Below are 17,588 nucleotides of genomic sequence, written 5' to 3' on the forward strand. Positions count from 1 at the left end.
TGGCTGCTCAGCATAATGCAGCGGCATATGAACTGATTGATAATGTCGGATAGCTAGCTGCTAGCTTCGTCGGATTACCGCCACATCGCCTCAAGGCAACCGCGGGCACCTCTCACCTGGAACAAACTCGGATTATGCCCCTGGGTTGCGAGGAATGCTTGTCCCGCGCAATTCCGCAGCGGCTAACCAGTGGGGCCGAGAGCAGCGGAGCTTTCCATCTGCGTCCGGAACCAGCGTAGCGTCTCGAGCGTCGAGGGAAGCGCGTTCTGCTTTCGGGCAAGAATTTCCAACTCCCTGAAGCGCAACGCGAACGGCCTCTGATCCGGAAGCGCATGCAACAGCGAACTTACGATAATTTTGAGGCCGTCTATTTGGCCTTGCATTTCAAGGCGCAGGTCTGTGTCGGTCATCAAGTCTCTCCTGAAGCTTGGAATCGTATCCTGCCCAAGGAAGAGGAGCGGCCGTCTGCGCACCCAGTTCCTGTTGCCGCTACTGGCGTAATCGCTGGGCAGCACGGAGCGTCAGAGCCTTTCGCCCTTCCGAAACTTGGTCAGGAATGAGCGCCACTTCCGCTTGGCGGCGCCGTCACGGAGTCGCAAGATATGCGGCGCCATGAAGTGAACGACGGCCATTCCGCTGCCGTGCCGTTCGGCTTCGGCAACTGAATGCTGATCGTAGAGAGCATCGTCCATCGATGCGACGTCCTTGCCTTCGAAGGCTTCAAGCGCGGCTCTGCAGCGCTTGAAGCGCTCCATGAATGCATCGAATTCCCCGCGTGAGTCTTCATCCAGCCGGAGCGATTGCAACTCATCGAGGGTGAGCTTTTCCAGGATCGACGGCCGCGGCTTCGCCGCGCGACGCAGCGGCCTTTTCCCTGCCTGTACGGAAGACGCTATATGCTTGGCGGCATCAGTCATTTGGATTTCCCTTGGATTTGCTGAACTGGCAAGTCAGCGCCGCCCAATCAATGATTGACAGCCGGCGGAGCCGTGGCACGTGCGCTTACCGAGGTGCTTCTGCTACCGGCTCGCACTCAAGCATCGAAACGAAAAGGCCGAGCAAGTGCCCGGCCTCTTGATCAGAATTTGCAGGGCACCAGTACATCCGTGGTCGCCGCGCAAAGTTCTGGAGTTGGTCAGGCAGCCTGAAGCTGCTCAGCCGCCATCTTGCCAGACTTGCTGTCACGAACCATCTCGTAGCCGATCTTCTGGCCCTCGACGATGCTGGTCATCCCAGCGCGCTCTACAGCGGAGATGTGGACGAAGACGTCCGAGCCGCCGTTGTCAGGCTGGATGAACCCGAAGCCCTTGGTGGAATTGAACCATTTTACTGTGCCGGTGGTCATGATGAACCCTTTCCTCAGCAGCATTGCTCTCTCGCGATGCGGATGCACCGGGAGTAGAAATCGAGATTTGTGGGAAGGAAGATCGTAGACCAGCGCCGAAGCACGAATAAACAAAGTCCAAACTTCAAAAGTCGATTGGTTTGTGTACCTGCAACGGATCTGACTGTCCAGCTTTTGTTTCGTCCTGCTGCAAACGCATGAACTAGCGCACTGGTTCTAGCTTGTGACCGCAGGGAGTACGAAGCGAGAAGCGCCAAGGGGAGATAGACGCCGGCCTGCCTTGAGGTTCAAGTTCGCCTCCGAGCTGCTCGACCAGCGACCGCACCAAACCAAGGTTAGAACGAAAGTCGCAGATGAACCTGCTGCCGAGTACTGCGCATCCGAATGACAGGTTTCACGATCAGTATGCCGGACGCTGAACGTCCGGGATGAGGCACCGGCGCAAAGCGGTCATTCGTGAATGATCTCGTTTGGAGCCTTAAATCAGGATGGCCCTTGAGGATGCTGCCACTCTGAAGTCCGATCGCCAACTTCAACTCTGGCTTGGCCGGCTTTTTAATCTGGCAGCCTTGTAACAAACTGCCTAACAAGCGACGAGACCCCCCGCGCCGCCTAACATAGAGAGTTATGGGACCGACAGGTCCTATTCCGGAACCGAACCTATCCACAGAAATATTTTATTGGTATTTCTGTTGGTAGCTGCGGCGGTGACCCTTCCCTACGCATTTGAAAGTCAAGCGGGATTTTCTCCACTGGGATTCCGCCTCTGGGCACCATCCCCCTCTTCTCCCACATTCGCTTTCGCCGAAGCTTCTACGCTGCAGCAAGCAGTTGGGGTTGGCGATCTTTTTGCTACCGATGGCGCAATTTGGCGGGATGGGGAGCGCTGCGCTCGGGCTGTTACGGCCGCACGCTTGCCAGCCGGTTTAGCCGTGCCCAGGTTCGCCGAGCTTTTCCAGTCTCGCGGACAGCCGGTCAAGGTCAGTTGTGCCCTGGCCGAAAAGGCTCATGGCCCTCATGGCGACCAACTGGCGGTCTTCCTCGCTCTCAAGTCCATGCCTTGAACAATAGCGATGGACAGCTTTTGAGAGGATTTCAAGTTGGGTGGAATCCAAAACACCATGCAGGGACATGCGTGCCTCCTAGCCAGGGGCGAAAGCACGATACCGCTTTCAAGCGTCCGCTTGCCTCACTACTCGGTACGAACGACAAAGGGGTGATACGCCTCTCCGGCAAGTCGCGCGCTAACAAATGAGGCCGTGATGAAAATCGCGCCTGAGCGGTTACGTCTTCTTGAGAAGGCGCGCCTGCCCAAGACGCGAAGCTGCGTCGATGCTGATCAAGTCGATGAGCTCGCGCCTTGGGCTGCGGTGATGCCGGTCCCGCGCGGCTGAAATTGCACCCGAAATTCCTTTTCGGCCTGCGACATTCCACCTGAACGTCGGGTACGCGAGCCTTGGCGGCGGCCCGTCTCGCTTGTCATGTGACAGCCATCATAGACCCAAGAATATCAATCGGCACTTCGCGAACGTTTTCTCCGCTCCAGGCTTTTCGCCTTTCGGCGAGCGATTCTGAGTTCGCCAAGCGTCGGCTGCCACCACCCTCTCGATCGTTCCGCTGATCCGGCAGGACGCCGCGCCGGCCATGTCTTGATCAGTTCAGCCAAGGTCGGCGGCCGCCACCTCGCCCTAACGGCGCCGAAGCCGGTCTCCATCGACTGTGGGTAGAACGGCGCCAGGTCAGAGGGGTCGGCGAGCTCGCCTGAAATCCCGGTGAAGACAACAACGTCATATTGCACCGTCGCCACGGCGCGACCGAGCGGAGGCAGGTCTTCGGCTGGAACCGGACAGCGCCGGCGCCTGCGTTCGGCATGGCGCAGCCTGGCGGCCTTGTGCTCATCGGAGTGTTTACCAGCCTCCCGTCGGCGTTTCCTCTCCTCCGGCTCGGCGCGCTGGGCGGCTCTTTCGATGCTTGGCCAACGGCGCCGCAGCTCCTCATAAGCGCGAAAAGGCACCCGCCAGACCCGCAGTTCGTCGTCCCAACTCGCCCATGGAACCGCTCGCAGTTCCTCCAGCACGGTCTTCGAATAAGGCGTGCGAATGCGCAGGTCGTCCGCGACTTCCAGATAGTGGCTCGACAGTGGATCGAAGGCGAAGGCATCCCGCCCCTTACTGTCGTCATGGGCTGCGCGAGCCGCTGTCTCCTGTGCCAGCCAGCGCTCGATCCGCCGCGCCGCCGTTTTTCCGGGCACGAACCAGCTCCTGCGCTCGTCGCTCCACCTCGCGCGCGGAAACGCAAGCTGGAACCGCTCAACTGCCGCTCGATCGTACGCGAAGCGCGCTTCGGCACCACGAGGCTTCTGCGGTTCAAAATGGGCTTCGGATTTTTCCATCGGATTGCGCTTGCTAGCTCTGCTCGCAAGGAACGCCGCGCAAGTTCTTTGGGTTCAAGCCACACAGCGGAGACAAGCCGAACTGCTCGAGGAACCGCGAGCGGAAACCTTCCCGGCATTCGACGGTTAATCCGGATCAGGAGAGGTCAGCCCATGGCGAGACGACGTGATGCAGATGAAACAGCGGCGAGCCGGCCCAGAAGGCCACGTTCGCGCCCGCTGAAAGGCGAAGAAACGGAAGTGAACCATATCGTGGAAACGCAAAACATCTCGCCGGCCCAGGCGCGGGAGCTGGTGCGGCGCCACGGAAACGATTGGCGCAAGATCGATGAGGCCGCCAAATCCTACAAGAAAGACAGCTAGTATTCCAAACCAAGTATCGGGGTGACTGCTCGGAGAGATCATCGGCCAAGATAACCGGATGACCAGGATCGCTACTTTCAACGTAAATGGCGTCAATGGGCGATTGCCGGTCCTCCTGAAATGGCTTGGCGAAACCGGCTATGACATCGTCTGCCTGCAGGAGCTCAAGACATCCGATGAGAAGTTCCCTGCCGAGGCGATCCGGCAGGCTGGTTACGGCGCCGTCTGGCATGGGCAGAAATCTTACAACGGCGTAGCGATTCTGGCCCGTGGGAAACAGCCGCAGGAGCGCAGGCGCGGACTGCCAGGCGACCCGGACGATACGCACAGCCGCTACATCGAGGCCGAGGTGGATGGGCTGGTGATCGGCTGCATCTATCTGCCGAACGGCAATCCCGCGCCTGGCCCTAAATTCGATTACAAGCTGGCGTGGTTCCAGCGTTTGATCAGCTATTCCCAGACCTTGCTTAAAGAAGAGACGGTCCTGTGCGGCGATTACAACGTGGTGCCAACCCCCATCGATGCGGTGGTGCCGGCGCGCTGGTTGGGCGATGCAGTGTTTTTCCCGCAGAGTCGTGACGCTTACGCCGATTTGCTGAAGATGGGCTGGACGGATGCGGTTCGGCAGATCCATCCCGAGAAGGGGGTCTACACCTACTGGAACTTCTCCTACCGGGGCGGTTATGACCGGAGCTCAGGCCTGCGAATGGACCATCTCCTGATCAGTCCGGCACTTTCAAACCGGCTGCGAGGGGCGGGCGTCGATGCTGCGGTAAGAGCTTTGGAAAGGCCAAGCGATCATGCCCCGGCGTGGATCGAGCTGACCCGGCCTGGAAAGCTCGACTGAGGTTCCGATGGCCTGCCCAGGAGCGGCATCAGCCCGAGCGTATCACGCCGGGCTCATCGGTCTGTTCGTGGGCTTGTCCGACAGCTTGGGGCGCGGCCACAAGGTCCTGGAATCCGATCGTGGCGACCAGATACCCCGCTTCGTCGTAGATTCTCGTAACCCACGATGTCGGGTCGACGCCTTCGACAATCCCATCGAGCATCGCCTCCTTAGCCGCGCGTTTCGCCTCGGCCTTGGCGGCATCCAAATTTTCCATGTCGACCTGGATGGCCGGCTGCGCCGTACTTTCGATGAACTCAAAACGGAACTTCGGCATTGGTTTCTCCATTCGGCGCCGCCGGGAGCGGATCGGGCGGGCTCTCAATCTTGCCGTTGCTGGAAGTTTCGTCTCCGAGCACTGTTTCCGCGATGTATTGCTTGAGATCGCCGACTTCGTCGCCGATATCCTCAGCCAGTATTCCCAGGCCTTCGGCATCGGCGATGCATTGTTCGGCGAGCTTCTCGGCGGCGATTTCGGCCGGGATTGCAGCTGCGGCTTCCGCCTTGTGCTCGTCGATCCATTCCCCGACGAAATGTGCGGTCTTGTTCACGATGATATCCGGTTCCTGAGCGGAAACCGTGTCAGCGTCAGTTGGCTTCGTGTCCATGTCTAAACCCGCCCTCTAGGATCCTTCTTCAACGCCGATTGCCTGCGAAGGATGCAGGCGTTGGTCGAAAGTTGTTATAGCTTCAGGCTTGCACTTCAGACTCCTGGCTCAAGGCTGGAACCTGCGTCAGGATCAACAGTTCTTGAGCATGGCAAATCACCCGATAACGAGTTTCCTCACCTCAATCGGCACTTTATCGTCCCGTCCCGCCGCATTCCTGGTGCTGCTGGCCCACGCAGCACTGTGTGTCGTTTTCGATCGGCAAAGTCTGAATTGGTATGGGGCGGCCACCCTGGCGCCTCCAGCGGGCCCGTGAAAGGTGAGATTTGGTCGGAACCGGCGGAGGCTGCTCAGCAGCCTCAAGTATTTGGCCGTCGCGCTTGTCACCAGTCTGGTCACGTTGCTCGCGATCAACTTGACCCCCGAGACCCGTGTCATCCGCACCATCGTGCCGCACCGTTTCGATGCGGCAGATCCGCAATTCGCAAGGAGCATGAGCAGCTATTCGCAGGGGCAGATGTTCGAGGCGAACGCCGTGCAGACCCTCGTCAACGGCGACGAGATTTTTCCCGCCATGCTGCAAGCGATCCGTTCGGCCCGAAAGACCATCAACATGGAAACCTACATCTATTGGTCGGGCTCGGTCGGCTACGAGTTCGCCACGTCTTTGGCTGCGAAAGCCCGAGAGGGTGTCGAAGTGCGCGTGCTCGTCGATTGGCTTGGCAGTCTTCCCTTCGATGAGAAGCTGATCCAAATCATGACGAGTGCTGGCGTTCGGTTCGAGCGCTATCGGCCGATCCACTGGTACACGCTCGACCGCGTCAACAACCGAACGCATCGCAAGCTGCTCATTGTGGACGGGCGGGTCGCCTTCACAGGCGGGGTCGGCATCGCGGACAACTGGCTGGGAGATGCGCGCAACCCCAATGAGTGGCGCGACACGCACTACCAGATCGAAGGGCCTGCTGTGCCCGGGTTCCAGGCGGCCTTCGCCGAGAACTGGCTGGAAACAGTGGGCGAGACGTTGCAGGGCGAGAACTTCTACCTGCCGCCCGAAGCCGCGGGTGCGCTCCGTGCCCAGCTGATCCTTTCTTCGCAGCCGAACGGCTCCGAAAACATGGAGCTGATGATGCTGGCCGCCATAGCCGCGGCCAAAGACCACCTGCGCATCGGCATGGCCTATTTCGTCCCGGACGACATCGCCCTGCAGCAGATATTGGACGCCAGAAAAAGAGGCGTCGCCGTCGACGTGATCGTTCCCAATTCCCTGACGGATGTTCCGATCGTCCGCAAAGCTTCGCGCTATTTCTGGGGCAAATTGCTCGAGGCCGGGGTGCGGATCTACGAGTTTCAGCCCACGATGTATCACCCCAAACTGCTGATCGTGGACGACGTCTGGGCGAGCTTCGGTTCCACCAACCTGGACCAGCGGTCTTTGCGTTTGAACGATGAGGCCACGCTCAACGTCTATGGCAAGGAATTCGCACGAACGCAGATCGACTTGTTCAACGAAGATCTGAAGCGCTCGAGGCAGATCAGCCTTGCCGAATGGAGATCGCGTCCCATGCGCGAAAAGTTCACCGATTGGCTGGCCAGCACGCTCCACGCGCAGCTTTAGTCAGCCCATGGAGCCGAACGCAAAACACCAGCCGCTGCTTGTCTCTTCGGCCGCCCGTCACCCAGATCGGCGGAGTTGCCAACCCACCCCAGGTGAGCCAGGGTCGGCCGCCACGGGGCGGCTCTTGACGCCGAAAATCGCGCTTCCAATATTTCACCTCAGCGCCGCCGGCACATCGCCCAACACCTTGCTGAGCATCTGTTTGGCCTGCCGGCGATTGGCACATCAAGCGGAGGAAGGTCATGGGCCCAAATGTCTTCGGGGAGCCCGTTGGGCGTGCTTTGATTTCTCGGCAAAGCGACAACTATGGTCACGACCACGGCGCGGCAGAACCAGGCGCAATGAGCACTGATGTGTTCGCTGAACCTGTCCTTGTTGATGACGTGCCATTTGGCGTGAGGAAAATCCGTTGCGCGATGGACGCCATCGAATTCCTGGAGGAGTGGCCGTTCGAGAAGCGGTGCCGCCTGCACGGTTTGGCCAGCGACGCTTGCTGCGCGGCATATGATGGCCGCGGGCCGGTCGCCGCGGCCAGGAAAGTGTTCGTCAGCTGGGCGATCCAGACCGGGATTTGCGCGAGCGCGCCTTGCCTCGAGCTCGACGCCGCCGAGGCAGCGGATCAAGTCACAGGCAGTGGCACGTCCTGATGAGGAAGAACACGCCGGTCCCATAGGGAAGCAACAAAAGCAACAGGGCCAGCCAGTAACCCGGCTGTGCGATCGGCGCGAAATCTGAACGAAGCTGCTCCATTGCCCGTCCAACGCAGGGCGGCACAGCTGGTTCCTCTACCGCACATGTCGCAAACCAAGCAGCCGCGTACCCTCCTGCTGTTGACGGCTGCAGCGATCGAGGGACGCTGGCCGCCTCCCAGGAGCGGTGATGGCACCCCCAGGTCCTTGGTGCTGTTGGGCCGGACTTCGATATGGATGCACCTGCCACACGCAATTCTTGCAGTCCCTTTCTGGGCAGCAGGAACAAAGGGGCTCGTTGTCCGTTCGGTTTCGCGCAGCAAGAGCAGGATCAGCTTGCAGAACGGCGAGACCGGAGTTTCTGCCGCCAGATTTCTGTTTCCCTTGTTGTCCGCGTTGAACAAGGTGTTCCGAAGCGCCATGCATTTCCGCCAGTGTCCGTCGGCCGCTCTTGGCCTCCTGCTCTTGGCCATCGCGGTGCTGCCGTACGATCCCGCTTGGGCGCAAGCGCCCTGCCCGGCCGATCACGACAAACTGCTGTCGGTCTTGAAGGCCAATGTCAAGGCAAGTGGCGGGCCGGCAAATGGCGGCTTCGAGACCAATGAATGGGCCGCGATCGTTGCCCGTGACGGTACGGTCTGCGCCGTCGCCTTCAGCGGCCCTACCGTGGACGCGCAATGGCCCGGCAGCCGGCTGGTCGCGGCGGAGAAGGCCAACACGGCCAACGGGCTCAGCCTGGCGAATATGGCCCTGTCGACCGCCAATCTTTATGCCGGGGTGCAACCAGGCGGGCCGCTGTTCGGCCTGCAGGCCACCAACCCCGTCAACCAAGCGGCGGCTTACGCCGGCGACGCCAAGACATTCGGCAGCCCCAATGACCCGCTGATCGGCAAACCGATCGGAGGCGTGGTTGTGTTCGGCGGAGGCCTGGCCCTGTACGACGGCAAGGCGATCGTCGGAGGCCTTGGAGTCAGCGGCGATTCCTCCTGCGCCGACCACAACGTCGCCTGGCGCGTGCGCGCCGCGCTCGGCCTCGACAAGGTTCCGGCAGGCGTCAATCCCAATCGCAAGGACGCCATCATCTACGACCTCGACCCAGGCGGCAAAAGCGCATCCGGCTGGGGTCATCCGCTTTGCGCCGGGCGCGAGGCCGACATCGCCGCCGAACTGGGCGCCAGCGTCGGAGGCTCGGTCCCGAAATGAAGGCAGCGCGACAGCTGACGGCGAGGTGTGCGCAGTCCGGACGCGCTCGCCTTACCCGGGCTGCGCGGCAATATGCGGGATTAAGCATTGTTGGGGCGATGATGCTGGCCTGTCCCCCAGTTCTGATGGCCGCCTCGGAGTCGCCCTCGACGCCTGCGATCTCGCCGCCTGCCTCCGCCGCCCCGCCCGACGACGGCCAATGGACGATGCCGGCCAAGAACTACGCCTCGACCCGCTATAGCGAGCTCGCGGAAATCAATGCAGGCAACGTCAAGAACCTGCAGGTCGCCTTCACCTTCTCGACCGGCGTGAACAAGGGCCAGGAAGCGGCACCGCTGGTGGTCGGCAGCACGATGTATATCGTGACGCCGTTTCCCAACATCGTCTACGCGCTCGACCTCTCCAAACCTGGCGCACCGATCAAGTGGAAATACGAACCCAATCCCGAGCCCGCTGCACAAGGGGTGGCGTGCTGCGACGTCGTCAATCGCGGCGCCGCCTTCACCGACGGGCGCATCTTCTTCAACACGCTGGACGGCCACACGATAGCGCTCGATGCGAACTCCGGCCAGCCGATCTGGAACACCCATATCGGCAACATCAATGTCGGCGAGACCCTCACCATGGCGCCGCTGGTGGTGAAGGGCAAAGTGCTCGTCGGCAATTCGGGCGGCGAGATGGGCGTACGCGGCTGGGTCAAGGCGCTCGACGCCGGCGATGGCCATGTCATATGGACGGCTTTCAGCACGGGTCCCGACAAGGAGGTGCTGATCGGCCCGGATTTCAAGCCGCATTACGACATGGACAAGGGCAAGGACCTTGGTGTGACGACATGGCCGCCGGAGGCCTGGAAGATCGGGGGCGGCAATATGTGGGGCTGGATCTCCTATGATCCCGATCTCGATCTGATCTTCCACGGCACCGGCAATCCAGGCCCCTGGAACCCTGACCTGCGCCCCGGCGACAACAAATGGACATCGGGCATTTTTGCCCGCGACCCCGATACCGGAGCGGCTAAATGGTTCTATCAGTGGACGCCGCACGATCTGCACGACTATGACGGCATCAATGAGCAGATCCTGCTCGACATGAACTGGCAGGGCAAGCCGCGCAAGGTGCTGGTCCGGCCGGAGCGCAACGGCTATCTCTACGTCCTTGATCGCACCACCGGCGAGGTCCTGTCCGCAAAACCCTATGGCCCCGTCAACTCCAGCAAGGGTGTGGATCTCAAGACGGGCAGGCTGATGGCAAACCCGGACAAGAAGACCGGGACCGGCAAGGTCGTCCGCGACATCTGCCCGACCGCCTCGGGGCTCAAGGACTGGCAGCCTTCCGCCTTCTCGCCGAAGACGGGCCTGCTCTATATCCCGCACAACAATCTGTGCATGGACGAGGAAGGCGTCGAGGTGAACTACATCGCCGGCACGCCCTATGTCGGAATGAACGTGCGAATGATCCCAGGCCCCGGCGGCAATCGGGGCGCCTTCACTGCCTGGGACATTGCCGCAGAGAAACCGGCCTGGAGCCTCAAGGAAAACTTCCCGGTATGGAGCGGCGCGGTCGTAACCGCCGGCGATATCGTCTTCTACGGAACCATGGAAGGCTGGTTCAAGGCCGTCAGCGCGAAGACCGGCGAACTGCTTTGGCAGTTCAAGACCTCCTCCGGCATCATCGGCCAGCCGGTGACTTATCGCGGCCCCGACGGACACCAATATGTCGCGATCCTGTCCGGCGTCGGCGGCTGGGCCGGCGCCATCGTCTCGGGCGATCTCGACCCACGCGATGCCACTGCTGCGCTCGGTTTCGTCAACGCCATGAAGGACTTGAAAAACACGACAACGGCGGGAGGCACGCTCTATGTGTTCCGACTGCCTTGATGCATTCAAACCGACGGCACTGGCGAAAAGATCCTCCCTGCGGGCCCTCGTGGCCGGTCTCGTCGCGTTGGTCTGGCTGGTTCTGGCCGGCGCGGCGGATGCGCGGGAACTCCGCGCCTGCGCCGATCCCAACAACATGCCGTTCTCCGACGCCAGCGGCGAAGGCTTCGAGAACAAGATCGCCGAGATCGTTGCGGCCGACCTTGGCGCCAAGCTTACCTACACCTGGTGGGCGCAGCGCCGCGGCTTCGTTCGCAACACGCTGAAAGCCGGGCTTTGCGATCTGGTGCTCGGAACGCCCGCAAATGTCGAAATGCTGCGCACCACCTCACCCTATTACAGATCCTCCTACGTCTTTGTCGCACGACAGGATGGGCCGGACGTAACGTCCTTTAACGATCCACGGCTGCGCGACATGCGCATCGGCGTTCAGCTCATCGGCGATGACGGCGCCAATTCGCCGCCGGTCCAGGCGCTTGGCCGTCGCGGCTTTGTCGGACATCTCGTCGGCTACCCGGTCTACGGAGACTATTCCGCTCCTAACCCTGTGGCGCGCATCGTCGAAGCTGTCGCGAGCGGCGAGGTCGACGTCGCCGTGGTCTGGGGCCCGCTCGCCGGTTACTTCGCTACGAAGCAAAAGGTGCCGCTCCGGATCACGCCGGTCACACCTCGCATTGATGGACCGCAACTGCCGCTGATGTACGACATCTCGATGGGCGTTCGGCGCGAGGACGATCGACTGCGCGGCGATGTGAATAGCGCGCTCGCCAGGCACAAGGCCGAGATCGACGCGGTTCTGACGCAATATGGCGTTCCGCTTCTCGACATCGCCGGGAGCCCGGTGCGATGAGGCTGGGTTTCGCGACGCTGCTGTCCGTGACGCTTGCCTTGGCGGCATGCCAGCGCGAGGAGCGGGACACGCGTCCCCAATCTTCGCTCGGCTCCGGCGGGCAGCCGACGCCCGTGACTACGCTGGAACCTGGCGGCCAAAGGCCCTCCCCCAGCAACAACAAGGCAGCGAGCTTCGAGGCGAACGCCTTTCATCTCAGCGAGGGCAAGCGCCTGTTCGGCTGGTTCAACTGTTCGGGATGCCACGCCAATGGCGGCGGCGGCATGGGCCCGGCGCTGATGGACCAGAAGTGGATCTATGGCAGCTCGATGGAAGGCATTCACGCCACCATCCGCGACGGACGTCCGAACGGGATGCCGAGCTTCCGCAACAAGATCCCCGACGATCAGATCTGGGAACTGGCGGCCTTCGTGCGTTCGCTAAGCGGCAACGCGCCCTCTTCCGCTGCGCCACAGCGAAATGACGACATGATGCCCCATCCGTCGGAAAACCGCATGCCGGATGCCGCCACGCTGGGGAAGTCGCCGTGAAAGGCCTCGCCTCGATGGCGTTTGCCGCGGCAAGCGTCCTTTCTCTCCAGGGATGCGCGGGCTGGCAATCGGCCCTCGACCCGAAAGGCCCCGCGGCGAACGAGTTGGCATGGCTGATCTGGTTCTTCGTAGGGCTTTGCTCGGTAGTGTGGGTGCTGGTGATGATCGCTCTCGCCGCACCGCTGTTGATGCGGCCACCCAGGCGCACCGAGCCGCTGATGCTCGACGCCAGCGCCGACCATCGCAAATTGCGCGTTGTGGTCATCGCTGTCGGGCTGACCGCAGCGACGCTGGTCGGGCTGACCCTGCTCAGCTTCTTGGCCAACAGGACGCTTGCGGCAATCGGCTCGAACGCTGCGCTCACCATTCGGGTGACCGGGCACCAGTGGTGGTGGGAGGTGCGCTATGAGGATGCCACGCCGAGCCGCATCCTGACGACGGCGAACGAAATCCACATCCCCACCGGCGAGCCGGTGCGGCTTCTTCTGACCTCGACCGATGTGATCCATTCCTTCTGGATCCCAAGTCTGGCCGGCAAGCTCGACCTCGTCCCCGGTCACATGAACGTGCTGGATATCAAGGCGGACAAGCCCGGAACCTATCGCGGCCAGTGCGCCGAGTTCTGCGGCGCGCAGCATGCGAACATGGGCACCTTTATCATCGCCGAGCCGCGGGCAAAGTTCGACGCCTGGTGGAACGACCAGCTGCAGCCGGCCGCGGCCCCGACGGGCGACGAGGCGAAGGCGGGCGCGGACTTGTTTCTCAAGCGTCCCTGCGTGATGTGCCACAAGATCGGCGGCACGCCCGCGGGCGGAACGGTCGCTCCGGATCTCACCCATATTGCCAGCCGGCAAACACTTGCCGCGGGAACCTTGACGATGAGCCGCGGCAATCTCGCCGCCTGGATAGCCGATCCGCAAGGCATCAAGCCCGGCTCCCACATGCCGGTGGTCGAGCTCAATGGCGACGAGCTCAACGCGATCGTCGCCTATCTCGAGGGCCTAAAATGAGCAGCGCGGACCTGGCCAGCGAACGCGACCTGCCGCCGGAACGTGAGGCGACTGCCAAGGGCGACGTTGCCCCCGAACGTGATGGGCCGCGCGACACCGGCATGGACGATGCCAGCCTTCACCGCTGGCTCGCGCGCACATGGCGGACGCCGCCCGGCATCGTCGGCGCGTTGTCCAGCGTTGATCACAAGGTCGTCGCAAGGCGCTATCTGATCACGGCATTCGGATTTCTGTGCCTGGGCGGGCTGAGCGCCGTCGCCATGCGCATCCAGCTTTCGGCACCGCAACGCGGCCTGATCGGGCCGGACCTCTACAACCAGCTGTTCACCATGCATGGCGTCACCATGATGTTCCTGTTTGCCGTGCCCATCGTGCAGGCGACCGGCATCTATCTGGTGCCGCTGATGGTCGGCAGCCGCAACATCGCCTTTCCGCGCCTGAACGCGTTCAGTTACTGGATTTATGTCTCGGGAGGTCTCTTCGCCTGGGTGTCCTTCGCCCTTTCCATGGCGCCGGATGTCGGCTGGTTCGCCTATGTGCCGCTGTCAGGTCCCGAATTCAGTCCCGGCAAGCGCGCCGACGTGTGGGCGCAGATGATCACCTATACCGAGGTCTCATCGCTGGCGGTCGCCGTCGCGACCATTGTCACCGTATTGAAGCAGCGTGCGGCAGGCATGTCGCTGGACAAGATCCCGCTCTATGTCTGGGCGTTGCTGGTGACCTCATTCGTCGTCGTCTTCGCCATGCCGGCGGTGATGATCACCTCGACCTTCCTGATCCTCGACCGACTGGTCGGAACGCATATTTTCAATCCAGCGGAGGGCGGCGACGCCCTGCTGTTCCAGCACCTGTTCTGGTTTTTCGGTCACCCCGAGGTCTACATCATCTTCCTGCCGGCGACAGGCATGGTCTCCGCGATCATTCCCGCTTTCGCTCGAAGACCGGCGTTCGGCTATCTCGGGCTGGTCCTGTCGTTGATCGCGGTCGGCTTCCTGTCGTTCGGTCTCTGGGTCCACCACATGTTCGCGACGGGATTGCCGAAGCTCGGTGCAAGCTTCTTCACGGCATCCAGCATGTTGATCGCCATTCCCAACGGCGTGCAGATCTTTTGCTGGTTGGCGACCTTGTGGGACGGCAGACCGGTGATCCGCACGCCGTTGCTCTTCGTCTTCGGTTTCTTCTTCATCTTCGTCATTGGCGGTCTCACCGGTGTCATGCTGGCCTCGGTGCCGCTCGACCTGCAGGTGCACGACACCTATTTCGTCGTCGCGCATTTCCACTATGTGCTGATCGGCGGCTCGGTTTTCCCACTGCTGGGTGCCGCCTATTTCTGGTTCCCCAAGATCACCGGCCGCATGATGAGCGAGCGCCTCGGACGCTGGCATTTCTGGCTGGCCTTCATCGGCTTCAACGCGGCCTTCTTCCCGATGCACCTTGTCGGCCTGTGGGGCATGCCGCGCAGGGTCTATACCTATCCGGCCGAGCTTGGCTGGGGGAACATCAACCTGTTCATCACCGGCGGCGCGGTGCTCTTCTTCCTGAGCTTCGTGCTGTTCACCTTCAACCTCGTGCATGGCGCCTTGAAAGGCGCGCCGGCCGGCGACAATCCCTGGGATGCCGGCACGCTGGAATGGGCCACGTCTTCGCCGCCTCCAAGCTATAATTTCGCGCGCATTCCAATCGTCACGAATGTCGAGCCGCTCTGGGCCGAACGCGAGGCCCTTCCCGTCGCCACCGGCCTTCGCGTCGATGTGCGCGAGCTCCTCATCTCGACGGTGGCGGAAGCGCATCCCGATATCCGCGAGAAATCGGCGACGCCGTCGATCTGGCCCTTGTTCGCTGCGATCGCTGTCGGCGGCACCTTTCTGTATTCGATCTTCACGCCCTGGGCGATCGTCTGGGGCGCCGCGCCGATCGCGATCACCCTGATCGGCTGGTTCTGGCCGAAAGATACGCCGGAGGACGAGGAATGAAGCAGCGTCCCGCCGCCGATCTGTCGGGCCTGCCAAGCTTCGGGCTTGGTCCGCGCAGCCCGACCTGGTGGGGTACGCTCGGTTTCATGGCGTTGGAAGGAATGGGCTTTGCGCTGGCGGCCGGCGCTTATCTGTATCTGGCGACCTTGTGGCCCAACTGGCGTCTGAGCGTCCCGGAGCCCAACCATTGGCCGGGAACGATCGTGACGCTGCTTCTCATCGTCAGCCTGGTGCCAAACCACCTCCTCAACCGCTACGCCAAGCAATGCGCCATCGGGCCGGTGCGGATCGGCATGGTGGTGATGTCGCTGCTCGGCAGCGCGCCGCTCATCGTGCGCTGGTTCGAGTTTCCGGCCCTGAACATCTATTGGGACACCAACGCTTATGGCTCGATGCTCTGGGTGCTGCTCGGCCTGCACACCATCCATCTGATCACCGATGTCGGCGACACGATCGTTCTGACAGTGCTGATGTTCACGCGCCACGCCTATAGCGGCCGGCGTTTCGGCGACGTCGGCGACAACGTCTTCTACTGGGATTTCGTGGTCTTGACCTGGATCCCGATCTATCTGCTCATCTACTGGGTCCCGAGGCTAGGCTGATGCGCGCGCTGCGTTTGGGAACGTCCTGGGGTGGTCTTGTGTCGGGGCCTCTGGCCTGGGCCATCTCTACGCAGCTGAATTACGCGCTGGTGCCCTGGCAATGTAATCGCCAGGTCCCGGTGGTGCTTCCCGTCGCACTGGTGCTCATGGTGTTTTCGCTCCTCGGCGGCGTCCTGTCGTGGCAGGCGAAGCGGCAAGGCGGCGCCGCCTTCAAACCGGAGCGTACACGCAGCACCGAGCGATTCATCGCCGATCTCGGCATGCTTTCGGCTTTGCTGTTTGCCCTCGTCATCGTCATGCAGGCCAGCGCCGCGCTCATCCTCGACGAGTGCCTGCGATGAGCTTCGAGGCGTTCTTCTCGACCTCGATCTGCTACGGCGCCGGCGCGCCCGAGGCCGGGTGGACGCTTGCCCTTCCCATCACGCTTCCGCTGGCTGCGCTCGCGCTGGTCTATGCGACCGGCGCCAACCGGCTGTGGCGCCGCAGCAGCCGAGGCCGACCAGAGCGGATACGACAAACCTTGCTGTTCGCCGCAGGGTGGTGCGTGCTGACGGGAGCGCTGGTCAGCCCGATCCATGCGCTCGGCGAGCGGGTCTTTGCCGCTCACATGATCGAGCACGAGCTGCTTATGGCGCTGGCGGCTCCGCTGCTGGTTGCAGCCCGCCCCGGCGCGGCCCTGGTATGGGCATTACCGGTCGCGTTTCGGCAGAGAACGGGAAGGCTCACGCATGGCAAGATGCTGCAGGCGGTCTGGGCCTTCGCCAGCCGCCCTCTCAACGCAACAATCATCCACGCGATCGCCATCTGGATCTGGCACATCCCGTTCCTGTTCGAGGCAGCCCTGCAGCGGGGCGTGCTGCACTATACCCAGCATGCGAGCTTCCTCGGCACTGCCTTGCTGTTCTGGTGGGCGCTTCTGCCCCGTTCCGGTCGGCAGCAGGCCTATGGCAGCGCTGTCATGCATCTCTTCTTCACCTCGATGCACACCGGCCTGCTCGGCGTGCTGCTGCTGCTGTCGCCCAAACTCTGGTATCCGGAAAATGCCGGTGGCGCAGCGCTGTGGGGTTTAAGCCCGATCGAGGACCAGCAGCTTGCGGGTCTGGTGATGTGGGTTCCGGCTGGCCTGATCTATGGCGGAGCCGCTTTGCTGCTCGCCGGCCTCTGGATAAGCAAGAGCGGAACCAGGGAGGCGACGCATGCGCTCCGATCTGGCTAGACTGATCGCCGGCGCCCTCGCCGCCATGATCGTAGTTGCCGTAGCCGTCGCCGCCGTGGCCCTATGGGCCGACCGGCGTGATCGTGTCCGGCACGAGTCGGATGCGGCAACCGGCGGCGTGGGCGCGCGCGCCATTCCGATCATGACCGCGAACGGCTGCTCCGGCTGCCATACGATCCCTGGCGTGCCGGGCGCGCAAGGTCAGGTCGGCCCGCGCCTCGACGCCAGCCTCGCCGGCCGGGTCATTATCGGCGGCGTGCTGGCGAACAATCCGGAGAACCTGATCCGCTGGATACGCGGCGCCAGAGAGATTAATCCGCACACCGCCATGCCATCGACGAGGATCACCGAGCAGCAGGCGCGTGATATCGCGGCCTATCTCTATGCTTTGAAATGATTGAACCCCGCCGCGTCGGAACCCGGGCT

21 protein-coding genes are annotated in these 17,588 nt (G+C 62.2%); 14 read left to right on the plus strand and 7 right to left on the minus strand.

Translation table 11 applies throughout. The features are described from left to right. Positions 1–182: 182 nt before the first annotated feature. From CK218_RS24195 to CK218_RS24215, 5 genes are all read right to left on the minus strand, one after another. Positions 183–410: a hypothetical protein gene (locus tag CK218_RS24195; protein ID WP_095777389.1), complete on the minus strand. Its 228-nt coding sequence runs from the start codon at positions 408–410 to the stop codon at positions 183–185. A 111-nt stretch (positions 411–521) separates the two neighbouring features. After that, complete coding sequence (locus CK218_RS24200; RefSeq protein WP_095829138.1) at positions 522–917, minus strand: hypothetical protein; 396 nt, start codon at positions 915–917, stop codon at positions 522–524. A gap of 218 nt (positions 918–1,135) precedes the next feature. Continuing rightward, on the minus strand, positions 1,136–1,369 hold the full coding sequence (locus CK218_RS24205) for a cold-shock protein (protein ID WP_280950716.1): 234 nt from the start codon (positions 1,367–1,369) through the stop codon (positions 1,136–1,138). Between the two features lie 902 nt (positions 1,370–2,271). Further along, positions 2,272–2,478: a hypothetical protein gene (locus CK218_RS24210; RefSeq protein WP_095777391.1), complete on the minus strand. Its 207-nt coding sequence runs from the start codon at positions 2,476–2,478 to the stop codon at positions 2,272–2,274. 377 nt (positions 2,479–2,855) lie between these two features. Next, on the minus strand, positions 2,856–3,737 hold the full coding sequence (locus tag CK218_RS24215) for a hypothetical protein (RefSeq protein ID WP_095829139.1): 882 nt from the start codon (positions 3,735–3,737) through the stop codon (positions 2,856–2,858). A gap of 153 nt (positions 3,738–3,890) precedes the next feature. Here CK218_RS24215 and CK218_RS24220 point away from each other — a divergent pair, with 153 nt between their 5' ends. After that, positions 3,891–4,100 carry a hypothetical protein gene (locus CK218_RS24220; protein ID WP_066993812.1) on the plus strand — a complete coding sequence of 70 codons (210 nt, stop codon included), beginning with the start codon at positions 3,891–3,893 and terminating at the stop codon, positions 4,098–4,100. Positions 4,101–4,158: 58 nt separating this feature from the next. Further along, the gene (gene xth, locus CK218_RS24225) at positions 4,159–4,947 is read left to right on the plus strand and encodes an exodeoxyribonuclease III (protein WP_095829140.1); all 789 of its coding nucleotides are present in this window, start codon (positions 4,159–4,161) and stop codon (positions 4,945–4,947) included. A gap of 28 nt (positions 4,948–4,975) precedes the next feature. Here the strand turns inward: xth and CK218_RS24230 are convergent, their stop codons facing one another. Continuing rightward, positions 4,976–5,263, minus strand: coding sequence for a hypothetical protein (locus CK218_RS24230; protein WP_066993818.1), 288 nt, complete (start codon positions 5,261–5,263; stop codon positions 4,976–4,978). Beyond that, a complete protein-coding gene (locus CK218_RS24235; RefSeq protein WP_095777394.1) occupies positions 5,244–5,594 on the minus strand; it encodes a DUF768 domain-containing protein in 351 nt (116 codons plus the stop codon). Before CK218_RS24235 ends, CK218_RS24230 begins: the two co-directional genes overlap by 20 nt. Before the next feature lie 367 nt (positions 5,595–5,961). On the opposite strand from CK218_RS24235, the gene CK218_RS24245 reads away from it, so the two are divergent. The 12 genes from CK218_RS24245 (at position 5,962) to CK218_RS24300 (ending at position 17,559) form a co-directional block, all read left to right on the plus strand. Next, positions 5,962–7,212 (plus strand): phospholipase D-like domain-containing protein, encoded by a 1,251-nt coding sequence (locus tag CK218_RS24245; RefSeq protein WP_245435175.1) that lies wholly within the window; start codon positions 5,962–5,964, stop codon positions 7,210–7,212. A 242-nt stretch (positions 7,213–7,454) separates the two neighbouring features. Continuing rightward, the gene (locus CK218_RS24250) at positions 7,455–7,859 is read left to right on the plus strand and encodes a DUF982 domain-containing protein (RefSeq protein WP_095782978.1); all 405 of its coding nucleotides are present in this window, start codon (positions 7,455–7,457) and stop codon (positions 7,857–7,859) included. Between the two features lie 462 nt (positions 7,860–8,321). Continuing rightward, positions 8,322–9,104 (plus strand): heme-binding protein, encoded by a 783-nt coding sequence (locus CK218_RS24255; RefSeq protein ID WP_245435176.1) that lies wholly within the window; start codon positions 8,322–8,324, stop codon positions 9,102–9,104. Between the two features lie 125 nt (positions 9,105–9,229). Further along, entirely contained in the window at positions 9,230–10,981 is a 1,752-nt protein-coding gene (locus CK218_RS24260) for a methanol/ethanol family PQQ-dependent dehydrogenase (protein ID WP_245435177.1), read from the plus strand. Between the two features lie 49 nt (positions 10,982–11,030). After that, positions 11,031–11,831 (plus strand): substrate-binding domain-containing protein, encoded by an 801-nt coding sequence (locus tag CK218_RS24265; protein ID WP_245435178.1) that lies wholly within the window; start codon positions 11,031–11,033, stop codon positions 11,829–11,831. Next, the gene (locus CK218_RS24270; protein ID WP_095829144.1) at positions 11,828–12,361 is read left to right on the plus strand and encodes a c-type cytochrome; all 534 of its coding nucleotides are present in this window, start codon (positions 11,828–11,830) and stop codon (positions 12,359–12,361) included. The genes CK218_RS24265 and CK218_RS24270 overlap by 4 nt, the downstream gene beginning before the upstream one ends. Continuing rightward, complete coding sequence (gene coxB / locus CK218_RS24275; RefSeq protein WP_245435180.1) at positions 12,358–13,371, plus strand: cytochrome c oxidase subunit II; 1,014 nt, start codon at positions 12,358–12,360, stop codon at positions 13,369–13,371. The genes CK218_RS24270 and coxB overlap by 4 nt, the downstream gene beginning before the upstream one ends. Further along, the gene (gene ctaD / locus CK218_RS24280; RefSeq protein ID WP_095829145.1) at positions 13,368–15,344 is read left to right on the plus strand and encodes a cytochrome c oxidase subunit I; all 1,977 of its coding nucleotides are present in this window, start codon (positions 13,368–13,370) and stop codon (positions 15,342–15,344) included. The genes coxB and ctaD overlap by 4 nt, the downstream gene beginning before the upstream one ends. After that, complete coding sequence (locus tag CK218_RS24285) at positions 15,341–15,946, plus strand: cytochrome c oxidase subunit 3 (RefSeq protein ID WP_095829146.1); 606 nt, start codon at positions 15,341–15,343, stop codon at positions 15,944–15,946. Before ctaD ends, CK218_RS24285 begins: the two co-directional genes overlap by 4 nt. Further along, positions 15,946–16,287 (plus strand): hypothetical protein, encoded by a 342-nt coding sequence (locus CK218_RS24290; RefSeq protein ID WP_095826018.1) that lies wholly within the window; start codon positions 15,946–15,948, stop codon positions 16,285–16,287. The genes CK218_RS24285 and CK218_RS24290 overlap by 1 nt, the downstream gene beginning before the upstream one ends. Next, positions 16,284–17,162, plus strand: coding sequence for a cytochrome c oxidase assembly protein (locus CK218_RS24295; protein WP_095777401.1), 879 nt, complete (start codon positions 16,284–16,286; stop codon positions 17,160–17,162). Before CK218_RS24290 ends, CK218_RS24295 begins: the two co-directional genes overlap by 4 nt. Further along, complete coding sequence (locus CK218_RS24300) at positions 17,143–17,559, plus strand: c-type cytochrome (RefSeq protein ID WP_066993840.1); 417 nt, start codon at positions 17,143–17,145, stop codon at positions 17,557–17,559. Before CK218_RS24295 ends, CK218_RS24300 begins: the two co-directional genes overlap by 20 nt. Positions 17,560–17,588: the final 29 nt, after the last annotated feature.

Source organism: Mesorhizobium sp. WSM3879, assembly GCF_002294915.1.
Taxonomy (GTDB): domain Bacteria; phylum Pseudomonadota; class Alphaproteobacteria; order Rhizobiales; family Rhizobiaceae; genus Mesorhizobium.